Source organism: Pseudomonas sp. Irchel 3H9, assembly GCF_900187495.1.
Lineage (GTDB): Bacteria > Pseudomonadota > Gammaproteobacteria > Pseudomonadales > Pseudomonadaceae > Aquipseudomonas > Aquipseudomonas sivasensis.
This window is the reverse complement of record NZ_FYDK01000001.1, coordinates 1,112,469-1,136,592: the sequence shown is the minus strand read 5'-3', so window position 1 is coordinate 1,136,592 and position 24,124 is coordinate 1,112,469. Positions and strand designations below refer to the sequence as shown.

Genomic DNA, 24,124 nt, shown 5'->3' with positions numbered 1-24,124 from the left:
CCGGAGCCTGCAGCTGCTTCTATCAGATATCCAGCAGCAGACGAGCCGGGTCTTCCAGCAGGTTCTTGATGGTCACCAGGAAAGTCACGGCTTCTTTACCATCGATCAGGCGGTGATCGTAAGACAGTGCCAGGTACATCATTGGGCGGATCACGACTTGGCCGTTGATCGCCATCGGACGCTGGATGATGTTGTGCATGCCCAGGATCGCGGCTTGTGGCGGATTGACGATCGGGGTCGACATCATCGAACCGAAGGTACCACCGTTGGTGATGGTGAAGGTACCACCGGTCATCTCGTCGATGGTCAGCTTGCCGTCACGGGCTTTCTTGCCGAAGCCGGCGATGCCGCCTTCGATTTCGGCCAGGCTCATCAGCTCGGCGTTACGCAGGACCGGAACCACCAGGCCACGGTCGCTGGACACGGCAACGCCGACGTCTGCATAGCCGTGGTAAACGATGTCGCCGCCGTCGATGGAAGCGTTGACTGCCGGGAAGCGTTTCAGCGCTTCGGTGGCCGCTTTCACGAAGAACGACATGAAGCCCAGGCGCACGCCGTTGTGGGACTTCTCGAACAGATCCTTGTACTTCGAACGCAGGGCCATGACTTCGGTCATGTCGACTTCGTTGAAAGTAGTCAGCATCGCCATGTTCGACTGTGCTTCAACCAGGCGCTTGGCCACGGTGGCACGAACGCGGGTCATCGGCACACGCTTCTCGGTGCGATCGCCAGCAGCGAACACAGGAGCAGCGGCAGCCGGGGCAGCAGCCTTGGCAGGCGCAGCAGCAGGAGCGTTTTTCTTGGCTTCAACAGCAGCAACCACATCTTCCTTGGTCACACGGCCGTCTTTACCGGTGCCTTTGATGGAAGCCAGGTTGATACCGTTTTCTTCAGCCAGCTGACGCGCAGCCGGTGCAGCGATTGGATCTTCACCACCCGCAGCCGGAGCGGCAGCAGGTGCCGAGGCAGCAGCCGATGCAGCAGCGGCAGCAGGAGCAGCGGCAGCGCTGCCTTCTTCGATCGAGCCCAGTACCTGGTTCGACAGAACGGTAGCGCCCTCTTCGGCAACGATTGCGCCCAGTACGCCGTCAGCTTCGGCCAACACTTCCAGAACGACTTTGTCGGTCTCGATGTCGACGATCAGGTCGTCACGCTTTACAGCGTCGCCTGGTTTCTTGTGCCAAGTGGCAACGGTGCCATCGGCAACCGATTCCGGGAATGACGGGGCTTTGATTTCGATAGCCATTATCTGTGGGTCCTTAAAATTCGGTTTCAGTCAGCGCGAAGGCGTTAAACAGTGAAAGCATCTTGCAGCAGTTTTTCCTGCTGCTCGGCGTGCATCGACGCATAACCACAAGCAGGTGCAGCAGAAGCATCACGACCGGCGTACTCCAGGCCCAAGGCCTTGTTGTGGTTGCCGATACTGCGACGCAGGTGATGCTGGCTGCTGTACCAAGCGCCCTGGTTCATCGGTTCTTCCTGACACCACACAACATTAGTGAGGTTGGTGTAAGGCGCGATGATCTCCATGAGGTCATCTTCCGGGAACGGGTAAAGCTGTTCGATACGTACGATGGCGATGTCTTCGCGGCCCTCGGCACGACGTTTTTCCAGCAGGTCGTAGTAGACCTTGCCGCTGCACAGGATCAGGCGAGTGACCTTGGCCGCGTCCAGCGTATCGATCTCTGGAATCACGGTCTGGAACGAACCATCCGCCAGATCTTCCAGGGTAGAGATGGCCAATTTGTGACGCAGCAGCGATTTCGGGGTCAGCACTACCAGCGGCTTGCGCAGCGGGCGGATCACCTGACGACGCAGCAAGTGGTAGATCTGCGCCGGAGTAGTCGGCACGCACACCTGGATGTTGTGCTCGGCGCACAGCTGCAGGTAACGCTCCAGACGGGCCGAGGAGTGCTCCGGACCCTGACCTTCATAACCGTGTGGCAGCAGCATGGTCAGACCGCACAGACGGCCCCACTTGTGCTCGCCGCTGGTGATGAACTGGTCGATAACCACCTGGGCACCGTTGGCGAAGTCGCCGAACTGGGCTTCCCAGATCACCAGCGCCTGCGGCGTGGTGGTCGAGTAACCGTATTCGAACGCCAGTACGGCTTCTTCGGACAGGAACGAATCGTACAGGTCGAAACGCGGCTGGCCTTCGTACAGGTTCTGCAACGGGATGTAGGTGCCCGCGTCTTTCTGGTTGTGCAATACCGCGTGACGGTGCGAGAACGTACCACGGCCGATGTCCTGGCCGGTCATGCGGATCGGGTGACCTTCAAACGCCAGGGTCGCGTACGCCATGGTTTCGGCATAGCCCCAGTTGATCGGCAGGCCGCCGGCTTGCATCTTCTGACGGTCTTCGTAGATCTTCGCAACCTGGCGCTGCACCACGAAGCCATCCGGGATTTCCAGCAGCTTGGCGGACAGTTCCTGCAGGGTCTTCAGATCGAACGAGGTGTCGTGACGCGCCGTCCAGGTGTGACCCAGGTACGGACGCCAGTCAACGAACAGCTCTTTGTTCGGCTCTTTAACCAGGCTTTTTACTACGTGCAGACCATTGTCCAGCGCGTTGCGGTATTCATCGATCTTGGCCTGAACACGCGCATCATCAACAATACCGGCCTTCGTCAGGCTTTCGGCATACAGCTCACGTGTGGTGCGCTGCTTGGTGATCTGCTGGTACATCAACGGCTGGGTGCCGCTTGGTTCGTCAGCTTCGTTGTGACCGCGACGGCGGTAGCAAACCAGGTCGATCACCACGTCACGCTTGAACTGCATGCGATAGTCGACGGCCAGTTGGGTCACGAACAGCACAGCTTCCGGATCATCACCATTCACATGGAGGATCGGCGCCTGAATCATCTTGGCAACGTCGGTGGCGTACTCGGTGGAGCGCGCATCCAGTGGGTTGCTGATGGTGAAGCCAACCTGGTTGTTGATGACGATGTGAACGGTACCGCCGGTCTTGAAGCCGCGAGTCTGCGACATCTGGAACGTTTCCAGTACCACGCCTTGACCGGCGAATGCCGCGTCACCGTGGATGGAAATCGGCAGAACCTTTTCACCGGTGGTGTCGTTACGACGATCCTGACGAGCACGGACCGAACCCTCGACCACTGGAGAAACGATTTCCAGGTGGGATGGGTTGAAGGCCATGGCCAGGTGAACTTCGCCGCCTGTGGTCATGACGTTGGACGAGAAGCCCTGGTGATATTTAACGTCACCGGAACCCAGCTCGACCTTCTTCTTGCCTTCGAACTCGTCGAACAGTTCACGCGGGTTCTTGCCGAAGGTGTTGACCAACACGTTCAGGCGACCACGGTGAGCCATGCCGATCACGATTTCCTTGGTACCGTAGGAACCGGAACGCTGGATCAGCTCGTCGAGCATCGGGATCAGGCTTTCGCCGCCTTCCAGGCCAAAACGCTTGGTGCCTGGGTATTTAGTGCCCAGGTATTTTTCCAAACCTTCAGCTGCGGTCACGCGCTCAAGCAGGTGGCTGCGAACGTCGGCGGACAGCACCGGACGGCCACGCACACCTTCCAGGCGATGCTGGAACCAGTGACGTTGCTCGGAATCAGTGATGTGCGTGAACTCAGCGCCGATGGTGCGGCAATATGTCTGCTGCAACGCTTCGTGAATTTCGCGTAGGCTCGCTTCCTCTTTGCCGATGAACAGGTCGCCGGCACGGAAGGTCGTATCAAGATCGGCATTGGTCAAGCCGTAATGATTGATCGACAGGTCAGCAGGTGCAGGACGCTGCCAGAGCCCCAGCGGGTCAAGCTGGGCCGCCTGGTGGCCACGCATCCGGTAGGCCTGGATCAGTCGCAGTACTTCAACTTGCTTCTTCTCATGCTCACTGCTCACGCTACCGGCGGAAACCGGTTGGGCGCGGCGCTGGTTCTTTGCCAGCAGCACAAACTGATCGCGAATCGTTGCGTGCGATACATCGGTGGCAGCGTTGCCGTCTGAAGACAACGTCTGAAATTTGGTGCGCCATTCTTCTGGCACAGCGTTAGGGTCGTGCAGGTAGAGCTCATAAAGCTCTTCCACATAGGCAGCGTTACCACCTGAAAGATAGCCGCTGTTCCACATGCGCTGCATCACGCTTTCTTGCATGCTTGGTCACCCTCGATTTGGGGACACCACCGGCGGAAACACCGAGTTTGCTTGCAAAAGGCCAAGTGCAGCGACCAAAACAAGCCACTTAGGATCACGCTGATAGTTCGGGTACCAACCCGAATGCCCCTGCTTGTCTCATTTCTTCAAAATAAGAGCCGCGGCTTTGTAAGTCGCTGCTCAAGTTAAAACTACGGCGCCGGTTGAAGCCTGCGCCGCAGCATTTACGGGCACAACGGTCCTGCTTTGTTACAACGTCAGTTACACGCCGCTTTGGAGCAGCATGTTACGGATGTGACCAATGGCCTTAGTCGGGTTCAGGCCTTTGGGACATACGTTGACGCAGTTCATGATCCCGCGGCAGCGGAATACGCTGAACGGGTCATCCAGCGAAGCCAGACGCTCGGATGTCTTGGTGTCACGGCTGTCTGCCAGGAAGCGATACGCTTGCAGCAGGGCAGCTGGACCCAGGAACTTGTCCGGGTTCCACCAGAAGGACGGGCACGAGGTCGAGCAGCAAGCGCACAGGATGCACTCGTACAGACCGTCGAGCTTTTCACGCTCTTCAGGGGACTGCAGACGCTCGATGGCCGGAGCCGGCGTGTCGTTCTGCAGGAACGGCTTAACTTTCTCGTATTGCTTGTAGAAGATGCTCATATCGACGACCAGGTCACGGATAACCGGCAAACCTGGTAGAGGACGAACGATCAGCTTGTTGCCTTTAACAACGGCGGACAGCGGCGTGATGCACGCCAGGCCGTTTTTGCCGTTGATGTTCATGCCGTCGGAACCGCAAACACCTTCACGGCAAGAGCGACGATAGGAGAAACCCTCGTCCTGCTCTTTGATCAGTGCCAATACATCCAGCACCATCAGGTCTTTACCACCGGTATCGACCTGGAACTCCTGCATGAACGGCGCAGCGTCCTGATCAGGGTTGTAGCGGTAAACACTGACTTTCAACATGGCAGCCACCCTTAGTAAGTCCGAATCTTCGGTTCAAACGTCGGAACCGTCTTCGGCGAGAAGTTCACGGCACGCTTGGTTACGCGCTTGTCACCCGGGAAGTACAGGGTGTGGCACAACCAGTTTTCGTCATCGCGGTCTTCAAAGTCTTCACGAGCGTGAGCACCACGGGATTCTTTACGAACCTCGGCGGCGATCGCAGTCGCTTCAGCCACTTCCAGCAGGTTTTGCAGTTCAAGGGCTTCGATACGAGCGGTGTTGAACGCCTGGCTCTTATCGTTGATCTTGACGTTGGCGATGCGCTTGCGCAGATCGGCCAGCTGGGCAATACCCTTCTGCATGTATTCGCCGGTACGGAATACGCCGAAGTAGTTCTGCATGCAGCTTTGCAGCTCACGACGCAGAGTTGCCACGTCTTCGCCATCAGTGCGCTCGTTCAGAGCGTTCAGGCGGGCCAAGGCAGCCTCGATGTTAGCGTCGGTAGCGTCATCGTATTCGATGCCGTCGGTCAGCGCTTTTTCCAGGTGCAGGCCGGCCGCGCGACCGAATACCACCAAGTCGAGCAGCGAGTTGCCGCCCAGACGGTTGGCACCGTGTACCGATACGCAAGCCACTTCGCCTACTGCGAACAGACCGTGGATGATCTCGTCAACGCCGTCGGCGTTCTGGGTGATCGCCTGGCCATGAATGTTGGTCGGAACACCGCCCATCATGTAGTGGCAGGTTGGAACAACCGGAACCGGAGCAACCACTGGGTCAACGTGGGCAAAGGTCTTGGACAGTTCACAGATACCTGGCAGGCGGCTGTGCAGTACTTCTTCACCCAGGTGATCGAGCTTCAGCAGAACGTGGTCGCCATTCGGGCCACAGCCGTTACCGGCGATGATCTCTTTAACCATGGAGCGAGCTACAACGTCACGACCCGCGAGGTCTTTCGCGTTCGGAGCATAACGCTCCATGAAACGCTCGCCGTGCTTGTTGATCAGGTAACCACCTTCACCACGGCAACCTTCAGTCACCAGTACACCGGCGCCAGCAATGCCGGTCGGGTGGAACTGCCACATTTCGATGTCTTGCACCGGCACGCCAGCACGCAGTGCCATGCCAACGCCGTCACCGGTGTTGATCAGGGCATTAGTGGTCGACGCGTAGATACGGCCTGCACCGCCAGTTGCCAGAACAGTAGCCTTGGCACGGATATAGGTGGTTTCACCGGTCTCGATGCAGATGGCGATAACACCAACAAATGCACCGTCGGCGTTCTTCACCAGATCAACCGCGTAGTACTCGTTCAGGAACGTGGTGCCAGCTTTCAGGTTGCCCTGATAAAGGGTGTGCAGCAGCGCATGACCGGTACGGTCGGACGCAGCGCAAGTACGGGCAGCTTGGCCACCTTTACCGTAATCCTTCGACTGACCGCCGAATGGACGCTGGTAGATACGACCTTGCTCGGTACGGGAGAACGGCAGGCCCATGTGGTCCAGCTCGAACACCGCAGCCGGACCTTCCTGGCACATGTATTCGATAGCGTCCTGGTCACCGATGTAGTCGGAACCCTTGACGGTATCGTACATGTGCCAGCGCCAGTCATCGTTCGGATCGGCGGAAGCGATGGCGCAGGTGATGCCACCCTGGGCCGATACGGTGTGGGAGCGAGTCGGGAACACCTTGGTGATCACGGCAGTCTTGTGACCACCCTGGGCCAGCTGCAGCGCTGCGCGCATGCCAGCACCGCCGCCACCAATAATGATGGCGTCGAAGGAAATAGTTGGAATGTTAGCCATGAATCAGATACCCCAAAGAATCTGCACACCCCAGACGAAGTAAGCGAACATCGCAATGCCGCATACTGCCTGGAAGAGGAAACGGACTGCGGTTGCGGACTTGCCCAGCGCCATAGGCGTCAAGTAGTCAGTCGCAATGGTCCACATGCCAACCCAGGCGTGAGCGCCCAGGGCTACAAGGGCCAGCAGGCTGAAGATTCGCATCGCATTGTGGGAAAACAGGCCGTGCCATTGCTCATAGCCGATGCCCGGATTTGCGACGAGGTATCCGATCAGGAAAATGAAATAAGCCGCGAGAACGACCGCAGACACACGCTGTGCCATCCAGTCATAGAGGCCTGAACGCGAAAGGTTCGTAACGCTGGTTACCATATCCAAACTCCTGCCAGAACGATCAGCACCACGGAAATGGCGATGATGATTTTCGAGCCCAGGCGGCCGCCTTCCAGCGTCTCACCGATACCCGCATCCATGATCAAGTGGCGCACACCGGCTACCAGGTGATAAAGCAGAGCGGACAGGAGGCCCCATGCTACGAACTTGGCCAGCGGGCTGGTCAAGCATGCCTTCACCTCGGCGTAACCTTCCTCGGAACCCAGGGATTTGCTCAATGCATAAAGCATGATGCCCAAGCCCAGGAACAGGATGATGCCGGAAACACGGTGCAGGAACGACGTAACGCCGGTGATGGGGAGTTTGATGGTCCTTAGGTCTAGGTTTACAGGTCGTTGGCTATTCACGGCTTTTTTTCACACTGAAGAGCCCCTAACAATCAGGGCAAAGTTGTTGGGGAGTGCACTGGTCAGGTAAGCACCACCCAGGGAGTGCGACCCCCAATGAAAGCAAGCCCAAAAGCCCTTGGCGGTCGGTGGCCGAGTATAGACAGTTAGGTTACTAATGACAACGCGCGCTCCTCACCCTAATAGCGGATTGCGCTGGCGAGATAAAAGGCGTAAATGGCAGTCAATTTCGAGGAAAAAGTACGGTTAAAGCCTTCTGGAGCAAGACTTTAGGCAAATTGACATCTGAATTTATCTCACTATAGTGGTGCGGGCCCTGCGTGGGGGGTCTGTCTGATGATTTGAAGCATAAATAGGAGGCCACATGGCTGACAAAAAAGCGCAGTTGATCATCGAGGGCGCAGCCCCCGTCGAGCTGCCCATTTTAACCGGCACCGTTGGTCCCGATGTTATCGACGTACGGGGCCTGACGGCCACGGGCCGTTTCACTTTCGACCCAGGCTTCATGTCGACCGCCTCTTGCGAGTCGAAGATCACCTATATCGACGGCGACAATGGCATTCTGCTGCATCGGGGCTACCCGATCGAGCAACTGGCTGAAAAGTCGGACTACCTGGAAACCTGCTACCTGCTGCTAAATGGCGAACTGCCAACAGCCGAGCAAAAAGCCCAGTTCGTCAGCACTGTAAAGAACCACACCATGGTTCACGAGCAGTTGAAGACCTTCTTCAACGGCTTCCGTCGCGACGCCCATCCGATGGCCGTCATGTGCGGTGTGGTTGGCGCCCTGTCAGCCTTCTATCACGACTCCCTCGACATCAATAACCCGCAGCATCGCGAAATCTCCGCGATCCGCCTGGTTGCCAAGATGCCGACTCTGGCCGCAATGGTTTACAAGTACTCCATGGGTCAACCCATGATGTACCCGCGCAACGACCTGACGTACGCGGAAAACTTCCTGCACATGATGTTCAACACCCCGTGCGAGATCAAACCGATCAGCCCGGTACTCGCCAAGGCCATGGACCGGATCTTCATCCTCCACGCCGACCACGAGCAAAACGCCTCGACGTCCACCGTACGCCTGGCAGGCTCTTCGGGTGCCAACCCGTTCGCCTGTATCGCCGCCGGTATCGCCGCACTGTGGGGCCCTGCCCACGGCGGTGCGAACGAAGCCGTATTGACCATGCTCGATGAAATCGGCGATGTGTCCAACATCGACAAGTTCATCGCCAAGGCCAAAGACAAGAACGATCCGTTCAAGTTGATGGGCTTCGGTCACCGGGTCTACAAGAACCGCGACCCGCGCGCGACCGTGATGAAGCAGACCTGCGACGAAGTATTGAAGGAACTGGGCATCAAGAACGATCCGCAACTCGAACTGGCCATGCGCCTGGAAGAGATCGCCCTGACCGACCCATACTTCATCGAACGCTCGCTGTACCCGAACGTCGACTTCTACTCGGGGATCATCCTCAAGGCGATCGGCATTCCAACCAGCATGTTCACCGTAATCTTCGCCCTCGCCCGCACCGTGGGCTGGATCTCCCACTGGAAAGAAATGCTCTCCAGCCCGTACAAGATTGGCCGTCCGCGCCAGCTGTACACCGGCTACGAGTCGCGTGACATCTCCAAGCTGGAAGATCGCAAGTAAGCACCTTTTAGCAGCACCGAAAACGGCCTCCCTCAGTGGAGGCCGTTTTTATTTGTGTCGACTGATCTACCACCATCAGGGGCAAGCCACCTCCTACATTGAAGTGCATTCCAAATGATGCACTCGGTTAACTGCAGGAGGAGGCTTGCCCCGATGGCATTGGCACAAGCACCTCATAACCTCCAGACAAAAAAATGCCCCGGCCTTTCGACCGGGGCATTTCCTTATCCAGCTTCAACCTTAGTGGTTAACCGCCCCACTCGCCCCCAGGCCAGTCTGCGAACGCACAAACTGCGGGAAGTACAGCGCACGCTCTTTCTCTGCCGCCGCCGACTTGTCGGTGATGGAGAAGAACCAGATACCCACAAACGCGATGATCATCGAGAACAGCGCTGGGTATTCGTACGGGAAGATGGCTTTTTCATGATGCAGGATCGAGACCCAGATGGTCGGACCCAGCACCATCAAGCCAACGGCGCTGATCAAGCCCAACCAGCCACCGATCATGGCGCCACGGGTGGTGAGGTTTTTCCAGTACATGGAAAGCAGCAACACCGGGAAGTTACAGCTGGCCGCAATCGAGAACGCCAGGCCGACCATGAACGCAATGTTCTGGCTTTCGAACAGGATGCCCAGGCCGATCGCCAACACTGCGAGGGCGATGGTGGTGATCTTCGACACGCGAATCTCATCCTTTTCGTTGGCCTTGCCTTTCTTGATCACGCTGGCGTACAGGTCATGGGAAACCGCCGAAGCACCGGCCAGGGTCAAGCCAGCCACTACCGCGAGGATGGTGGCGAAGGCCACGGCCGAGATAAAGCCCAGGAAGATACTGCCGCCCACCGCGTTAGCCAGGTGCACCGCCGCCATGTTGTTACCGCCCAACAGAGCGCCTGCAGCATCCTTGAACGCCGGGTTGGTGCTGACCAGCAGGATCGCGCCGAAGCCGATGATAAAGGTCAGGATATAGAAGTAGCCGATGAAGCCAGTGGCATACAGCACGCTCTTACGCGCTTCCTTGGCGTCGCTTACGGTGAAGAAGCGCATCAGGATGTGCGGCAGGCCGGCGGTACCGAACATCAGTGCCAAGCCCAGGGAGAACGCGGAGATCGGGTCCTTCACCAGGCCGCCGGGGCTCATGATCGCTTCACCTTTAGGGTGAACCTTGATTGCCTCGGAGAACAGCATGTTGAAGTCGAAGTTGACGTGCTTCATCACCATCAGCGCCATGAACGAGGCACCGGACAGCAGCAGCACTGCCTTGATGATCTGTACCCAAGTCGTCGCCAACATGCCGCCAAACAGCACGTACATGCACATCAGGATACCGACCAGGATCACCGCTACGTGGTAGTCCAGACCGAACAGCAGTTGGATCAGCTTGCCCGCACCCACCATCTGAGCGATCAGGTAAAACGCCACCACCACCAGGGAGCCACAGGCCGACAGGCTGCGGATCTGGGTTTGGCCGAGGCGGTAGGACGCTACGTCAGCAAAGGTGTACTTGCCCAGGTTACGCAGGCGCTCGGCGATCAGGAACAGAATGATCGGCCAGCCCACCAGGAAGCCGATCGAGTAGATCAGGCCATCGTAGCCAGAGGTGAACACCAGCGCGGAAATACCCAGGAAGGACGCGGCCGACATATAGTCGCCGGCGATCGCCAGTCCATTCTGGAAACCGGTGATCTTGCCGCCGGCCGCGTAATAGTCGGCCGCCGAGTTGTTACGCTTGGACGCCCAGTAGGTGATGCACAACGTCGCGCCGACAAAGGCCACGAACATCAGGATCGCTGCGATATTCAGCGGTTGTTTGTGCACTTCACCAGTCAATGCATCCGCCGCCCACACAGCGGGCGCGAAGACCGAAGCGCCGAATACAGCCAATAGACGACGGATCATTGCGCAGCCTCCTTGAGAATCGCATTGTTCAGGTCGTCGAATTCGCCGTTGGCGCGTCGTACGTAGATGCCGGTGAGGACAAAGGCCGAGACAATCAGCCCGACCCCAATAGGGATACCCCACGTAATAGATGAACCAGGGCTCAGTTTGGCCCCTAGCACTTGTGGCCCGTAGGCGATCAACAGGATGAATCCGGAGTAAAGCCCTAGCATGATCGCCGAGAGAATCCAGGCGAACCTTTCCCTTTTTCTCACCAGCTCCTTGAAACGAGGGCTGTTTTGAATCGAGAGGTAAATGCTGTCGTTCATTGTTTTTATCCTCGCAGCACAGCTTTTTTATTATTGGAACATAGCCACTGTATGCGGCTGCTGAACAGGTTCCAGACGACCTTAGTATTAGAGGAAGTGTAGCGAGGGATTGGGAGGGCAAAGAAACATTTGCGGATGACGAAAATAATGTGGGAGAGGGCTCGCTCCCGATCGCGGTGAGCCAGTCAGAACATTGACGACTGACACACCGCAATCGGGAGCAAGCCCCCTCCCACAGGGGTTGTATCAAGGCATTGGGGGGGGGTTATTTACCGGTCCACTCGGCTACACGCTCAGGGTGCTTGGCGACCCAGTCCTTGGCCGCTGCATCAGGCTTGGCACCTTCTTGGATAGCCAACATGACTTCGCCGATTTCGTCCTTGGAGGCCCACTGGAATTTCTTCAGGAAGGCCGCGACTTCCGGCGCTTTCTTCTCCAGGCCCTTGCTGCCGATGCTGTTGACGGTTTCAGCAGCACCATAAATCCCTTTTGGATCTTCCAGGAAACGCAGTTTCCACTTGGCGAACATCCAGTGTGGCACCCAACCGGTGACCGCAATGGATTCCTGTTTGTCTTCGGCACGGGTCAGTTCGGCGATCATTGCTGCGCCCGAGCTGGCCTGCAGTTTGTAGTCCAGGCCGTAGGCCTTGATCGCTTCGTCGGTCTTGAGCATCACGCCTGAACCGGCGTCGATACCAACGATTTTGTTCTTGAAGGTGGTGTCGGTCTTGAGGTCTTCGATGGACTTGGCCTTGACGTACTCCGGCACGATCAGCCCGATTTTCGCATCCTTGAAGTTGGGGCCGTAATCGACCACCTTGTCCTTGTTCTTGGTCCAGTATTCACCGTGAGTCACGGGCAGCCAGGCGGAAAGCATGGCATCGAGTTTGCCGGTCGCCACGCCCTGCCACATGATGCCGGTGGCAACCGCCTGCAGTTTCACGTCATAACCGAGCTTTTGTTTGATCACTTCTGCCGCCACGTGGGTGGTGGCAACGCTGTCCGACCAACCATCAACGTAGCCGATGCTCAGGGTTTTGCTGTCGGCGCTGGCCAGTGTGGAGCTCATCGCAACTACCAGAGTGGCAGCTGCGCCCAAGAGTCGTCGCATCTTCATCGTACTTCCCCGAAAGTGCTGCGCTCGACGGATGCCGAGCGACGTCAACCTGTTGTTATGTAGTGCACCGCGCCCCGTTCACGCGCATCGATCCGGTGGCTGCGACATCAGTTGAGTACTGACACCCTGATCATCAACCCGCAGAAGCCGTCGACCTGCTCTGTCAGCGACCTTATGCAAGCAAGAAACGACATCACATCGCCAGCAGGACGTTTCCTGGAACATGGCGTCAATATTCCGCCCGAACTTTGCATGTCAAAATTATGCAGCCCCACTGGGAGAGGGCAAATCCGGGTAAGATGCGCGCCTTTGCTCCCCCAGATAAGCCGACCATGCCCGCGACCGCCCGCTTCCCTGCCCTGCCCTATTTCTTCGCCCTGATCCTCGGCCTGCTGGCCCTGGTCGGCTATTGGTATGGCCTCGGCCGTCCGGTGGTGTTGCCGGATGTCGCCAGTGCCAGCCATAAACTGCAATGCGCGTCCTACACGCCGTTCGACAAAGACCAATCCCCGTTCGACCAGCCGTTCAAACTACGCCCCGAGCGGATGGACGCCGACCTGGCCCTACTGGCCACCCGATTCGAATGCATCCGCACTTACTCCATGACCGGCCTGGAAGCCCTGCCAGGCATGGCGCGCAAACATGGCCTCAAGGTGATGGCCGGCGCTTGGGTCAGCAGTGATCCGGTGGCCACCGAAAAAGAAATCGACGAGTTGATCGCAGCGGCAAACGCCAACCCGGATGTGGTGACCTCGGTGATCGTCGGCAACGAAGCGCTGTTGCGCAAGGAAGTCACCGCCGCGCAGTTGGTGAAGCTGATCCAGACAGTCAAAAGCCAGATCAAACAACCGGTCACTTACGCCGATGTCTGGGAGTTCTGGCTGCAACACCCGGAAATCGCCCCGGCGGTGGATTTCCTGACCATTCACCTACTGCCCTATTGGGAAGATGATCCTTCGAGCATCGACCAGGCCCTCAAGCACGTGGGCGATGTGCGCCAGACCTTCGGCAACAAGTTCGCGCCCAAGGACGTGCTGATCGGCGAAACCGGCTGGCCCAGCGAGGGTCGCCAGCGTGAAACAGCCGTGCCGAGCCGAGTCAATGAAGCCAAGTTCATGCGTGGTTTTGTGGCGATGGCCGAAGCCAATGGCTGGCGCTACAACCTGATCGAAGCGTTTGACCAGCCGTGGAAACGTGCCAGCGAAGGTGCGGTAGGCGGCTACTGGGGCTTGTTCGATGCTGATCGCCAGGAAAAGGGCATCCTCGCCGGGCCGGTGACTAACGTGCCGTACTGGCCGCTGTGGTTGGGGGTGGGTGGTGTCATCCTGCTGGGGACGTTGGTGCTCGGTGGTCGCGTTCGCAGCAGTCGCGCCGCCATGGCCCTGCCGCTGCTCGGCGCAGTGGCGGCCTGCTCTATCGGAACCTGGGCCGAACTGACCCGCGTGACTGCGCGATTTAATGATGAGTGGGTGTGGGCGGCGTTGTTGATGACGCTCAACTTGCTGGTATTGGCTCATGCAGCACTGGCATTGAGCACTCGGGAAGGTTGGCGCGAGCGGGCCTTCAATTGGCTGGAACAGCGTGCGGGCTGGCTGGTGGCAATCGCCGGCTTTGCCGGTGCGGTGATGATGCTGGCACTGGTGTTTGACCCACGCTACCGCAGTTTCCCGAGTGCGGCGCTGCTACTGCCGGCGTTGGTGTATCTGGTTCGTCCGGTGACCGGGCCACGCCGGGAGATTGCACTCTTGACCTTTATTATCGGTGCCGGCATTGCGCCGCAACTATACCGTGAAGGCTTGCTGAACCAGCAGGCGTGGGGTTGGGCGGTGGTCAGTGGGTTGATGGTTGTGGCTTTGTGGCGGTGCTTGCGGATGCGCAAGGCGTAACACCGCTATCGGGGGCAAGCCCCCTCCCACATGAGAACGCATTCCAAGGGAGGGAGAGGGATTGCCCCCCGATTGGCCTTATCAGGCGCCCCGCGGCTGTCTGACCAACCGCAACCCCGCAATCACCACCGCAAACACCGCAAACGTGGTGTTGTACAGCGCCAGGGCCGGGAACCCGAACACCAGCCCCAGCACTGCCAATCCCCAGCCCACGCGACCCGGCACGAAAAACGCCAGCACCGAGGTCACCAGTGCGGCCCAGCCCAGCACCTTAAAGTGAATCATCAAGCCCAGGTTCGAACGCACCTGGCATTCCCAGCGGCTGGCCTCGTCGGCACAGATGCCGACCCACTGGCCATCTTCCATAAAGCCGTAACGTGCGCCATAACTGGCAGCCAGCCATAACGGCAGGGCAATAAGCAGCAGAATCAAGGGCAAGCGGCGGGACATGGAGCACTCCGATAGGCAAAAACGGCGCTCAGCTTAATGCGCCAGCGGTCGTTAGCAAGCTGCATACACACAATTAGTGTTCACTAATGCATGGCAAAGTGTATCGTCTCGCTACTATTACCCCGATTCCGACGTTATTTTCCGACTTTTCGTGCCGAGAGCTGGCACTTCGGTGGCAACGCGGTGGTCATAGCCTGCGAACTTCATTAAGCACGTTTCCTCTTAGGGATTAAGTCATGCTCCGTTCCTTGCGCTGTGCTGCCTTACTGGGCAGCCTTTTTTTGAGTGCGTCAGCACTGGCGGTCGATATCGACCAAGCCAGCTATGGCTACCCTTTGACCAACCCGTTCGAAGCGACCATCGCCACCACTCCGCCTGACCTTCGGCCGACATTGCCGAGTGATAGCGAAATCAACCAGTCCGACTACACCCTGAACATGCGCCCAGAGCGCGAGTTCAGCCTGCCGGACAACTTCTGGGCGGTGAAGAAGCTCACCTACCGCATCGCCAAGCAAGACCGCGCCGCGCCGCTGATCTTCCTGATCGCGGGCACCGGTGCGCGGTTCGATAGCAGCATCAACGAATACCTGAAAAAACTGTATTACCAAGCCGGCTATCACGTAGTGCAACTGTCGTCGCCTACCAGCTTTGACTTCATCAGTGCCGCCTCGCGCTTCGCCACCCCTGGGATCACCCAGGAAGACGCCGAAGACATGTACCGCGTGATGCAAGCCGTGCGTGCGCAAAACGCCTCGCTGCCAGTGACCGACTTCTACCTCACCGGCTACAGCCTCGGCGCCCTGGATGCAGCGTTCGTCAGCAAACTGGACGAGACCCGCCGCAGCTTCAACTTCAAGAAAGTGCTGCTGCTCAACCCGCCGGTCAACCTCTATACCTCGATCACTAACCTCGACAAGCTGGTACAGACCGAGGTCAAGGGCATCAACAACACCACCACCTTCTATGAACTGGTGCTGAACAAGCTGACTCGCTACTTCCAGCAAAAGGGCTATATCGACCTCAACGACGCCCTCCTCTACGACTTCCAGCAATCCAAGCAGCACTTGACCAACGAACAGATGGCCATGCTGATTGGCACGTCGTTCCGCTTTTCGGCGGCCGACATTGCCTTTACCTCGGACCTGATCAACCGCCGCGGCCTGATCATCCCACCGAAGTACCCGATCACCGAAGGCACCAGCCTCACGCCGTTCCTCAAGCGTGCACTGCAATGCGATTTCGACTGCTACCTCACCGAACAGGTAATCCCGATGTGGCGAGCCCGTTCCGATGGCGGCAGCCTGTTGCAACTGGTTGACCAGGTCAGCCTGTACGCCCTCAAGGACTACCTGCACGCCAGCCCGAAAATCGCCGTCATGCACAACGCCGACGACGTAATCCTCGGCCCGGGCGACCTTGGTTTCCTGCGTAAAACCTTCGGCGATCGCTTGACCGTCTACCCACTGGGCGGCCACTGCGGCAACCTCAATTACCGCGTCAACGCCGACGCCATGCTGGAGTTCTTCCGTGGCTAAATATCTTCTGCTGCTCGCCGCCCTGATGTGCGCGGGCGTAGCCAATGCCGACAACAGCAAGGCTCACGCGCCGGTCGTGGTGGATTCCGACGGTTTCAAAGAGCCGTTAAGCAAACTTAAATTCAACCCGGGTCTGGACCAGCGCGAGTTTGAACGCTCGTCCGTCAACGCCCTCAACGTGTATGACCCGCTCGAATCGTGGAACCGCCGCGTGTACCACTTCAACTACCGCTTCGACCAATGGGTGTTCCTGCCCGTGGTCGACGGCTACAAATACGTGACCCCGAGCTTCCTGCGCACCGGCGTGAGCAACTTCTTCAACAACCTGGGCGACGTGCCCAACCTGTTGAACAGCTTGCTCCAACTCAAGGGGCACCGCTCCCTGGAGACCACTGGCCGCCTGCTGCTCAACACCACCGTCGGCATCGCCGGCCTGTGGGACCCGGCCACCGCCATGGGCCTACCGCGCCAGAGCGAAGACTTCGGCCAGACCCTGGGCTTCTACGGCGTCCCCGGCGGGGCGTATTTGGTACTGCCGATCTTCGGCCCATCGAACTTGCGCGACACCGGCGGCTTGCTGGTGGACTACACCGCGGAATCGCAGATCAACTTCCTGAACGTCTCGGAAGTCAGCTCCAACCACCCGGAAATCTGGGCCCTGCGCGCGGTGGACAAGCGTTATCAGACCAGCTTCCGTTATGGTCAGATGAACTCGCCGTTCGAGTATGAGAAGGTACGGTATATCTACACGGAATCGCGCAAGTTGCAGATTGCCGAGTAATCACGTCTAGCTTAATTAAAAGGCCATCCAGGCAATCTGGATGGCCTTTTTTTTCGCACAACAGACTCAAGCAACCTCCCACAGAGCACGCACACTTTGCCCGGGAACTATCCCTGGGGAAAAACTCAATACTAAGAGTGTGCCTCTCAGGTTCAGTTAACGCCTGAAGCAGCAGACGCCCCCAACCACAGAACATCCCATCAGACGCTTTATTTTAAAGGCCGACACAGATGCTGTTATCCAGCGCTTCAGTAACACACTCAAACGTGGACAAGGTTCTGACAACTACCTCCACACACCAGAACGAAGTAAAGCACGCGCCGCCGACCCAAAATACCGGCCGGGACGAGGGTGACTATCGTAGCCATCACGACTTCTACGAAGATCCGCTTTTTGCTTCGGTTTTCGGCACTAGCACCAAGCCTTCTGTGCTCACTAAAACTCAACTCCAAGCATTTTTCCTCAAAGTCGGCGGCGTTCCCCAGCATGAGTTGCATAAACTTACGCCCTACGACCGCGCGAACATCGCAGCCAATGCTCTTCGGGTACTTAAATACATTGATAGCACCCCACATGCCTTTTCGACGCCCAACAACGACCGCATAGACACTGGCTTTAAGAGTCCATCAGCGCACAACGCTTCAACTCCGAACAACGGCAAGATGCACCTTTGGAACTCCGAAGCGAGCATGCTTGTACGCTTTACGGAAGAAGGCTATCCAGGGCTGCAACCCGGTCCGAGATAAGCGGCACCACGATCAGACCGAACGCCCTTATAGCGCCCTGAACACACATGCGTGACTGCGAACTTCACGCCTGACGTTTAGTGCGCTGCCATACCTTGCGAACCAGCGACACCATCATCAATACCAGCGCACCGGCGATAATCCCCGCCACCGCATTCAGCAAGGTCGGCATCAACCAAGCGATTGCGCCGGCGCTCTGACTCACCGATTCAATCCAGTGATGCACCACCGGTACGCCGTGGGTGAGGATGCCGCCACCGACCATAAACATCGCAGCCGTGCCGATCACCGACAGGCTTTTCATCATGTATGGCGCCGCACTCAGGATCCCACCACCGATGCTGCGCGCTACCTGACCGGGCTTCTGGGTGAGCCACAGACCCAAGTCGTCCAGCTTGACGATACCGGCCACCAGCCCATAGACGCCGATGGTCATGACAATGGCGATGCCCGACAGCACGATCACCTGCTGGGTCAACTGCGCGTCAGCCACAATACCGAGGGTAATGGCGATGATTTCGGCGGAGAGGATGAAGTCGGTGCGGATCGCGCCTTTGATCTTGTCTTTTTCGAACGCCACCAGGTCGGTCGCCGGGTCCGCTACGGCGTCGGCCAACTGCGCGTGCTCGGCCTGGTCTTCAGCTTTGCTGTGAAGGAATTTGTGCGCGACTTTCTCGAAGCCTTCAAAACACAGGTAGGCGCCGCCGAGCATCAACAGCGGCGTCACCGCCCACGGCGCAAAGGCGCTGATCAACAGTGCGGTGGGCACCAGGATCAGTTTATTGACGAACGAGCCCTTGGCCACCGCCCACACCACGGGAATTTCACGCTCGGCGCGCACACCGGAAACCTGCTGGGCGTTGAGCGCCAGGTCGTCACCCAGCACGCCGGAGGTCTTCTTCGCGGCCATTTTTGTCATCAAGGCAACGTCATCGAGTACCGCGGCGATGTCATCGATCAACACCAACAAGCTGCTTCCTGCCATGAATCGCACTTCCATAAGGGGGGATGGCGCGAGCATAACGCGGCGCGAGGCGTTGCGGGCACATTGTTGAGGCCCGCGGATAGCCGGTGCTACCATGCGCAACCGCCGGTATTGGCAAGGAAACTCCTGGTTTATGAGCACCATTCGCGAGCGCAACAAAGAAAAAATCCTGCGGGCGGCAAGCGAGGAGTTTGCCGACAAGGGCTTCGCCGCGACCAAAACCAGCGACATTGCCGCCAAGGCCGGCCTGCCCAAGCCCAACGTCTATTACTACTTCAAGTCCAAGGACAACCTCTACCGCGAGGTGCTCGAAAGCATTATTGAGCCGATCCTGGCCGCTTCCACGCCGTTCAATCCGGACGGCGACCCCAAAGAAGTGTTGAGCAACTACATCCGCTCGAAAATCCGCATCTCCCGCGACTTGCCGTTTGCCTCCAAGGTGTTCGCCAGCGAAATCATGCACGGCGCCCCGCACCTGAGCAGCGATCAGGTCGAACAGCTCAACGCCCAGGCCAAGCACAATATCCAATGCATCCAGAGCTGGGTGGATCGTGGGTTGATTGCGGCGATCGACCCAAATCACCTAATGTTCAGCATATGGGCGGCGACGCAGACCTATGCGGATTTCGACTGGCAGATTTCGGCGGTGACCGGCAAGGCCAAGCTCGATGAAGCGGATTACGAAGCGGCGGCGCAGACCATTATTCGGTTGGTGCTCAAGGGCTGTGAACCCGACTGATACACCGAGGTGTGGGTGCCAATCGGGGGCAAGCCCCCTCCCACATGGTGAACTGCGAACGCGGTCAAAATTGTGCGAGGGGGCTTGCTCCCGATGGGGCCCTGACAGTCACCGACGATTAGGCTGACACCCCAGCATCCGCCCACAACCCCACCCCCTCGATCGCCGTGATCGCACACTGCTCATCAATATCCGACGTATCCCCACTGATACCGATTGCTCCCAGTACCGCCCCATCCTGATCCCGAATCAACACGCCACCCGGTGCCGGCACGACGCTGCCCTGCCCCAGGCTATTCAACGCCGCAATAAACGCCGGCCGTTGCTGCGCATCCAGTGCCAGCAAGCGCGAGCCCTTGCCTAACGCAATCGCACCCCAGGCCTTGCCGATGGCGATTTGCGGGCGCAGCAGGCTGGCGCCGTCTTCGCGCTGCAGGGTGATCAAGTGGCCGCCGCTGTCGAGGACCGCAATGGTCAGCGGTGCCGCTGAAATCGTGCGGCCTGCAGTGAGGGCCTGGCTGGCCAGTTGGGTGGCAATCTTCAAGGTTAAAGCGCTCATGGTGCCGTCCTTCTTTTGTTATTGGGAAAGCGGTGGAGGTCTGTTTGATCAGATGCTCGATCAAACAAATAGAACACAATGACATTTGTTTTTGTATACAATATTTTCGCACAAAGGCTCCATACGTCGAAAAAAGCCGTTCCGACGAACGCAAAGACCAATCAATAAAATGGATTGACCTGCGCATCCCGCCGTGAATACACTTTGAACAGACACCACTTGTATACAATTACAAAACGCAAGAGGCACCAAAACATGAGCAAAATGAGAGCAATCGAAGCCGCCGTCCTCGTCATGCGCCGTGAAGGCGTGGACACCGCCTTCGGCATCCCAGGCGCCGCGATCAACCCGCTGTACTCAGCCTTGCAGAAGGTGGGTGGCATCGATCACGTCCTTGCTCGCCACGTTGAAGGCGCCTCGCACATGGCCGAGGGTTACACCCGCACCAAGGCCGGGAATATCGGCGTGTGTATCGGCACCTCGGGCCCGGCGGGCACCGACATGGTCACCGGCCTCTACAGCGCCTCGGCCGACTCGATCCCGATCCTGTGCATCACCGGCCAAGCCCCTCGTGCACGAATGCACAAGGAAGACTTCCAGGCCGTGGACATCACCAGCATCGTCAAGCCGGTGACCAAGTGGGCGACCACCGTCCTGGAACCCGGCCAGGTGCCCTACGCGTTCCAGAAAGCCTTTTATGAAATGCGTTCCGGCCGACCAGGCCCAGTGCTGATCGACCTGCCGTTCGACGTGCAGATGGCCGAAATCGAATTCGACATCGACGCCTATCAGCCACTGCCCCTGGCCAAACCACTGGCGACACGCATCCAGGTCGAAAAAGCCCTGGCCCTGCTCGACGCGGCCGAACGTCCGTTGCTGGTCAGCGGGGGTGGCGTGATCAACGCCGATGCCAGCGAGCTGCTGGTGGAATTCGCTGAACTCACCGGTATACCGGTGATTCCGACCCTGATGGGCTGGGGCACCATCGCCGATGATCACCCGCTGATGGTGGGTATGGTCGGCCTGCAAACCTCCCACCGTTATGGCAACGCGACCATGCTCAAGTCGGACGTGGTGCTGGGCATCGGCAACCGCTGGGCCAACCGCCACACCGGTTCGGTAGAGGTCTACACCGAGGGCCGCAAGTTCATCCACGTCGACATTGAGCCGACCCAGATTGGTCGTGTTTTCACCCCGGACCTGGGTATCGTTTCCGACGCCGGTGCGGCGCTGACAATGTTTATCGAAGTGGCCCGCGAGTGGAAAGCCGCCGGCAAGCTCAAGGACCGCAGTGCCTGGCTGCATGACTGCCAGCAGCGCAAAGCCACCCTGCACCGCAAGACTCACTTCGACAACGTGCCGGTCAAGCCGCAGCGCGTGTACGAAGAGATGAACCAAGTGTTTGGCAAAGACACCTGCTACGTCAGCACCATCGGCCTGTCGCAGATTGCCGGCGCGCAGTTCCTGCACGTCTACAAGCCACGCCACTGGATCAACTGCGGCCAGGCTGGCCCGCTGGGCTGGACCATTCCCGCCGCACTCGGCGTGGTCAAGGCCGACCCGAGCCGCAAGGTGGTGGCGTTATCCGGCGACTATGACTTCCAGTTCATGATCGAAGAACTGGCCGTGGGCGCGCAGTTCAAGCTGCCGTACATCCATGTAGTGGTGAACAATTCCTACCTGGGTTTGATCCGTCAGGCACAACGTGGCTTTGAAATGGACTACTGCGTGCAGCTGTCTTTCGACAACCTCAACGCCCCGGAACTCAATGGATATGGCGTGGACCACGTCGCCGTCGCCGAAGGCCTGGGTTGCAAGGCCCTGCGTGTATTCGAGCCAGGCCAGATCCAGCCGGCGCTGCGCAAGGCCCAGGAGATGATCGAAGAATTCAAGGTGCCAGTGATCGTCGAAATCATTCTGGAGCGCGTGACCAATATTTCCATGGGCACCGAGATCAACGCCGTCAACGAATTCGAAGACTTGGCCCTGGTCGGCAACGATGCACCGACTGCCATTTCCCTGCTCGATTAAGGAGAGCCTTATGCCGCGTTTCGCCGCCAACCTGTCCATGCTGTTTACCGAACAGGATTTCCTTGCCCGTTTCAAAGCGGCCGCCGATGCCGGTTTCGAAGGTGTCGAGTACCTGTTCCCGTATGAATTCAGCTCGGCTGACATCAAGGCACACCTCGACGCCAACGGCCTGACCCAGGTGCTGTTCAACCTGCCAGCCGGTGACTGGGCCAAAGGCGAACGCGGCCTGGCGTGCCATCCGGACCGGGTCGAGGAATTCCGCGCCGGGGTCAAGCTGGCCATCGCTTACGCCCAAGTGCTGGGCAATACCCAGATCAACTGCCTGGCGGGCATTCGGCCACAAGGCGTTGACGACGACACCCTGGAAAAAACCTTCGTCGCCAACCTCAAGTACGCCGCCGACAAGCTGCAAGCAGCGGGCATCAAGCTGGTGATGGAGATGATCAATACCCGCGACATCCCCGGCTTCTACCTGAACACCACAGCGCAAGCCCTGTCGATCCGCGAGCAGGTGGGCAGTGCCAACCTGTTCCTGCAGTACGACATCTACCACATGCAAATCATGGAAGGCGACCTGGCCCGGACCATGGCCACGCACCTGGATGAGATCAACCACATCCAGCTGGCGGACAACCCTGGGCGCAATGAGCCGGGCACGGGCGAGATCAACTATCGCTTCCTGTTCGAGCATCTGGATCGGATTGGCTACTCGGGTTGGGTCGGCTGTGAGTACAAGCCGTTGACCACCACCGAAGCGGGCCTGGGTTGGCTTAAGACCCATAACGCCATCTGACAGACACCACACAAAACCCTGTGGGAGGGAGCTTGCCCCCGATAGCGGCGGGTCAGTCAGCAATGTTTTGCCTGACACACCGCCATCGGGGGCAAGCCCCCTCCCACATAAGAAGAGGATTTCACCATGGCTAAAATCGGATTTATCGGCACCGGCATCATGGGCCAACCCATGGCCGCGAACCTGCAGAAAGCAGGTCACCAACTGTTTCTTTCCGAGCACCACGGCAAGGCGCCGGCCGAGCTGATCAACGCCGGCGCAGTGGCCCTGGCCAATCCGCAGCAAGTCGCCCAGGAAGCCGAATTCATCATCGTCATGGTGCCCGACACACCGCAGGTCGATGACGTGCTGTTCCGCGCCGACGGCGTCGCCGCTGGCTTGTCGCCGAACAAGGTTGTGATCGACATGAGTTCGATCTCGCCCACTGCCACCAAGGCATTCGCAGCGAAAATCAACGAGACCGGTGCACAGTACCTCGATGCACCGGTGTCCGGCGGTGAGGTCGGCGCCAAGGCCGGCACCCTGAGCATCATGGTCGGCGGCGAGCCCCAGACCTTCGAACGTGCCCTGCCGCTGTTCCAGAGCATGGGCAAGAACATCACGCTGGTCGGCGGCAATGGCGATGGCCAGACGGCCAAAGTGGCCAATCAGATCATCGTTGCGCTGAACATCCAGGCGGTGGCCGAAGCGCTGCTGTTTGCCTCGAAAAACGGCGCCGACCCGGCCAAGGTGCGTGAAGCGCTGATGGGTGGGTTTGCCTCGTCGAAGATTCTGGAAGTGCACGGCGAACGCATGATCAAGGGCACCTTCGATCCTGGCTTCCGCATCAACCTGCACCAGAAAGACCTGAACCTGGCCCTGGCCGGAGCCAAGGAGTTGGGGATCAACCTGCCGAACACTGCCGGTACCCAGCAGGTGTTCAGTACGTGCACGGCAATTGGTGGCGGCAACTGGGATCACTCGGCGCTGATCAAGGGGCTGGAGCATATGGCGAATTTCTCGATTCGCGATAAGTAACCCGTCAGTGGA

The 24,124-nt window shown here is 58.5% G+C and carries 21 protein-coding genes; 9 read left to right on the top strand and 12 right to left on the bottom strand.

Annotated elements, in window-relative coordinates; translation table 11 throughout:
• Nucleotides 1–22: 22 nt before the first annotated feature.
• The 6 genes from odhB to sdhC form a co-directional block, all read right to left on the bottom strand.
• Entirely contained in the window at nucleotides 23–1,246 is a 1,224-nt protein-coding gene (odhB, locus tag CKW32_RS05480) for a 2-oxoglutarate dehydrogenase complex dihydrolipoyllysine-residue succinyltransferase (RefSeq protein WP_095184255.1), read from the bottom strand.
• A gap of 44 nt (nucleotides 1,247–1,290) precedes the next feature.
• Entirely contained in the window at nucleotides 1,291–4,122 is a 2,832-nt protein-coding gene (locus tag CKW32_RS05475) for a 2-oxoglutarate dehydrogenase E1 component (RefSeq protein WP_032889159.1), read from the bottom strand.
• Nucleotides 4,123–4,383: 261 nt separating this feature from the next.
• Nucleotides 4,384–5,088, bottom strand: coding sequence for a succinate dehydrogenase iron-sulfur subunit (locus tag CKW32_RS05470; protein WP_003172807.1), 705 nt, complete (start codon nucleotides 5,086–5,088; stop codon nucleotides 4,384–4,386).
• An 11-nt stretch (nucleotides 5,089–5,099) separates the two neighbouring features.
• A complete protein-coding gene (sdhA, locus tag CKW32_RS05465; protein ID WP_032889157.1) occupies nucleotides 5,100–6,872 on the bottom strand; it encodes a succinate dehydrogenase flavoprotein subunit in 1,773 nt (590 codons plus the stop codon).
• 3 nt (nucleotides 6,873–6,875) lie between these two features.
• Nucleotides 6,876–7,244, bottom strand: a complete 369-nt coding sequence (sdhD, locus tag CKW32_RS05460; protein WP_032889156.1) for a succinate dehydrogenase, hydrophobic membrane anchor protein — start codon at nucleotides 7,242–7,244, stop codon at nucleotides 6,876–6,878.
• The gene (gene sdhC / locus CKW32_RS05455) at nucleotides 7,238–7,612 is read right to left on the bottom strand and encodes a succinate dehydrogenase, cytochrome b556 subunit (RefSeq protein ID WP_016979564.1); all 375 of its coding nucleotides are present in this window, start codon (nucleotides 7,610–7,612) and stop codon (nucleotides 7,238–7,240) included. The genes sdhD and sdhC overlap by 7 nt, the downstream gene beginning before the upstream one ends.
• 364 nt (nucleotides 7,613–7,976) lie before the next feature.
• On the opposite strand from sdhC, the gene gltA reads away from it, so the two are divergent.
• Nucleotides 7,977–9,266 carry a citrate synthase gene (gltA, locus tag CKW32_RS05450; RefSeq protein WP_032889154.1) on the top strand — a complete coding sequence of 430 codons (1,290 nt, stop codon included), beginning with the start codon at nucleotides 7,977–7,979 and terminating at the stop codon, nucleotides 9,264–9,266.
• A 240-nt stretch (nucleotides 9,267–9,506) separates the two neighbouring features.
• Here gltA and CKW32_RS05445 read toward each other — a convergent pair whose 3' ends face one another.
• The 3 genes from CKW32_RS05445 to CKW32_RS05435 form a co-directional block, all read right to left on the bottom strand.
• Nucleotides 9,507–11,165: a cation acetate symporter gene (locus CKW32_RS05445; RefSeq protein WP_095184254.1), complete on the bottom strand. Its 1,659-nt coding sequence runs from the start codon at nucleotides 11,163–11,165 to the stop codon at nucleotides 9,507–9,509.
• Nucleotides 11,162–11,473 (bottom strand): DUF485 domain-containing protein, encoded by a 312-nt coding sequence (locus tag CKW32_RS05440; RefSeq protein ID WP_027607054.1) that lies wholly within the window; start codon nucleotides 11,471–11,473, stop codon nucleotides 11,162–11,164. The genes CKW32_RS05445 and CKW32_RS05440 overlap by 4 nt, the downstream gene beginning before the upstream one ends.
• Before the next feature lie 265 nt (nucleotides 11,474–11,738).
• Nucleotides 11,739–12,590 (bottom strand): glycine betaine ABC transporter substrate-binding protein, encoded by an 852-nt coding sequence (locus tag CKW32_RS05435; protein ID WP_032889150.1) that lies wholly within the window; start codon nucleotides 12,588–12,590, stop codon nucleotides 11,739–11,741.
• Nucleotides 12,591–12,922: 332 nt separating this feature from the next.
• On the opposite strand from CKW32_RS05435, the gene CKW32_RS05430 reads away from it, so the two are divergent.
• Nucleotides 12,923–14,476: a glycosyl hydrolase family 17 protein gene (locus tag CKW32_RS05430; RefSeq protein ID WP_095184253.1), complete on the top strand. Its 1,554-nt coding sequence runs from the start codon at nucleotides 12,923–12,925 to the stop codon at nucleotides 14,474–14,476.
• 81 nt (nucleotides 14,477–14,557) lie between these two features.
• Here CKW32_RS05430 and CKW32_RS05425 read toward each other — a convergent pair whose 3' ends face one another.
• Nucleotides 14,558–14,926 carry a hypothetical protein gene (locus CKW32_RS05425; RefSeq protein WP_095184252.1) on the bottom strand — a complete coding sequence of 123 codons (369 nt, stop codon included), beginning with the start codon at nucleotides 14,924–14,926 and terminating at the stop codon, nucleotides 14,558–14,560.
• A 236-nt stretch (nucleotides 14,927–15,162) separates the two neighbouring features.
• Between CKW32_RS05425 and CKW32_RS05420 the strand changes: the two genes are divergently transcribed.
• The 3 genes from CKW32_RS05420 (at nucleotide 15,163) to CKW32_RS28000 (ending at nucleotide 17,988) form a co-directional block, all read left to right on the top strand.
• Nucleotides 15,163–16,461: a serine/threonine protein kinase gene (locus tag CKW32_RS05420; protein ID WP_032889143.1), complete on the top strand. Its 1,299-nt coding sequence runs from the start codon at nucleotides 15,163–15,165 to the stop codon at nucleotides 16,459–16,461.
• Nucleotides 16,454–17,242: a VacJ family lipoprotein gene (locus CKW32_RS05415; RefSeq protein WP_032889141.1), complete on the top strand. Its 789-nt coding sequence runs from the start codon at nucleotides 16,454–16,456 to the stop codon at nucleotides 17,240–17,242. Before CKW32_RS05420 ends, CKW32_RS05415 begins: the two co-directional genes overlap by 8 nt.
• Before the next feature lie 230 nt (nucleotides 17,243–17,472).
• Complete coding sequence (locus tag CKW32_RS28000; RefSeq protein ID WP_050442854.1) at nucleotides 17,473–17,988, top strand: hypothetical protein; 516 nt, start codon at nucleotides 17,473–17,475, stop codon at nucleotides 17,986–17,988.
• A 64-nt stretch (nucleotides 17,989–18,052) separates the two neighbouring features.
• On the opposite strand, the gene CKW32_RS05405 is transcribed toward CKW32_RS28000, so the two are convergent.
• Nucleotides 18,053–18,973, bottom strand: a complete 921-nt coding sequence (locus CKW32_RS05405) for a DUF808 domain-containing protein (protein WP_032889139.1) — start codon at nucleotides 18,971–18,973, stop codon at nucleotides 18,053–18,055.
• A 133-nt stretch (nucleotides 18,974–19,106) separates the two neighbouring features.
• On the opposite strand from CKW32_RS05405, the gene CKW32_RS05400 reads away from it, so the two are divergent.
• Nucleotides 19,107–19,712, top strand: coding sequence for a TetR/AcrR family transcriptional regulator (locus tag CKW32_RS05400; protein WP_032889137.1), 606 nt, complete (start codon nucleotides 19,107–19,109; stop codon nucleotides 19,710–19,712).
• 118 nt (nucleotides 19,713–19,830) lie between these two features.
• Here the strand turns inward: CKW32_RS05400 and CKW32_RS05395 are convergent, their stop codons facing one another.
• The gene (locus CKW32_RS05395) at nucleotides 19,831–20,271 is read right to left on the bottom strand and encodes a heme-binding protein (RefSeq protein WP_095184250.1); all 441 of its coding nucleotides are present in this window, start codon (nucleotides 20,269–20,271) and stop codon (nucleotides 19,831–19,833) included.
• A 255-nt stretch (nucleotides 20,272–20,526) separates the two neighbouring features.
• Here CKW32_RS05395 and gcl point away from each other — a divergent pair, with 255 nt between their 5' ends.
• The 3 genes from gcl to CKW32_RS05380 all read left to right on the top strand — a co-directional run bounded on the left by gcl (nucleotide 20,527) and on the right by CKW32_RS05380 (nucleotide 24,112).
• Complete coding sequence (gene gcl / locus CKW32_RS05390) at nucleotides 20,527–22,302, top strand: glyoxylate carboligase (RefSeq protein WP_032889133.1); 1,776 nt, start codon at nucleotides 20,527–20,529, stop codon at nucleotides 22,300–22,302.
• A gap of 10 nt (nucleotides 22,303–22,312) precedes the next feature.
• Entirely contained in the window at nucleotides 22,313–23,095 is a 783-nt protein-coding gene (gene hyi / locus CKW32_RS05385; protein ID WP_032889131.1) for a hydroxypyruvate isomerase, read from the top strand.
• Nucleotides 23,096–23,221: 126 nt separating this feature from the next.
• On the top strand, nucleotides 23,222–24,112 hold the full coding sequence (locus tag CKW32_RS05380; RefSeq protein WP_032889129.1) for a 2-hydroxy-3-oxopropionate reductase: 891 nt from the start codon (nucleotides 23,222–23,224) through the stop codon (nucleotides 24,110–24,112).
• Nucleotides 24,113–24,124 lie beyond the last annotated feature (12 nt).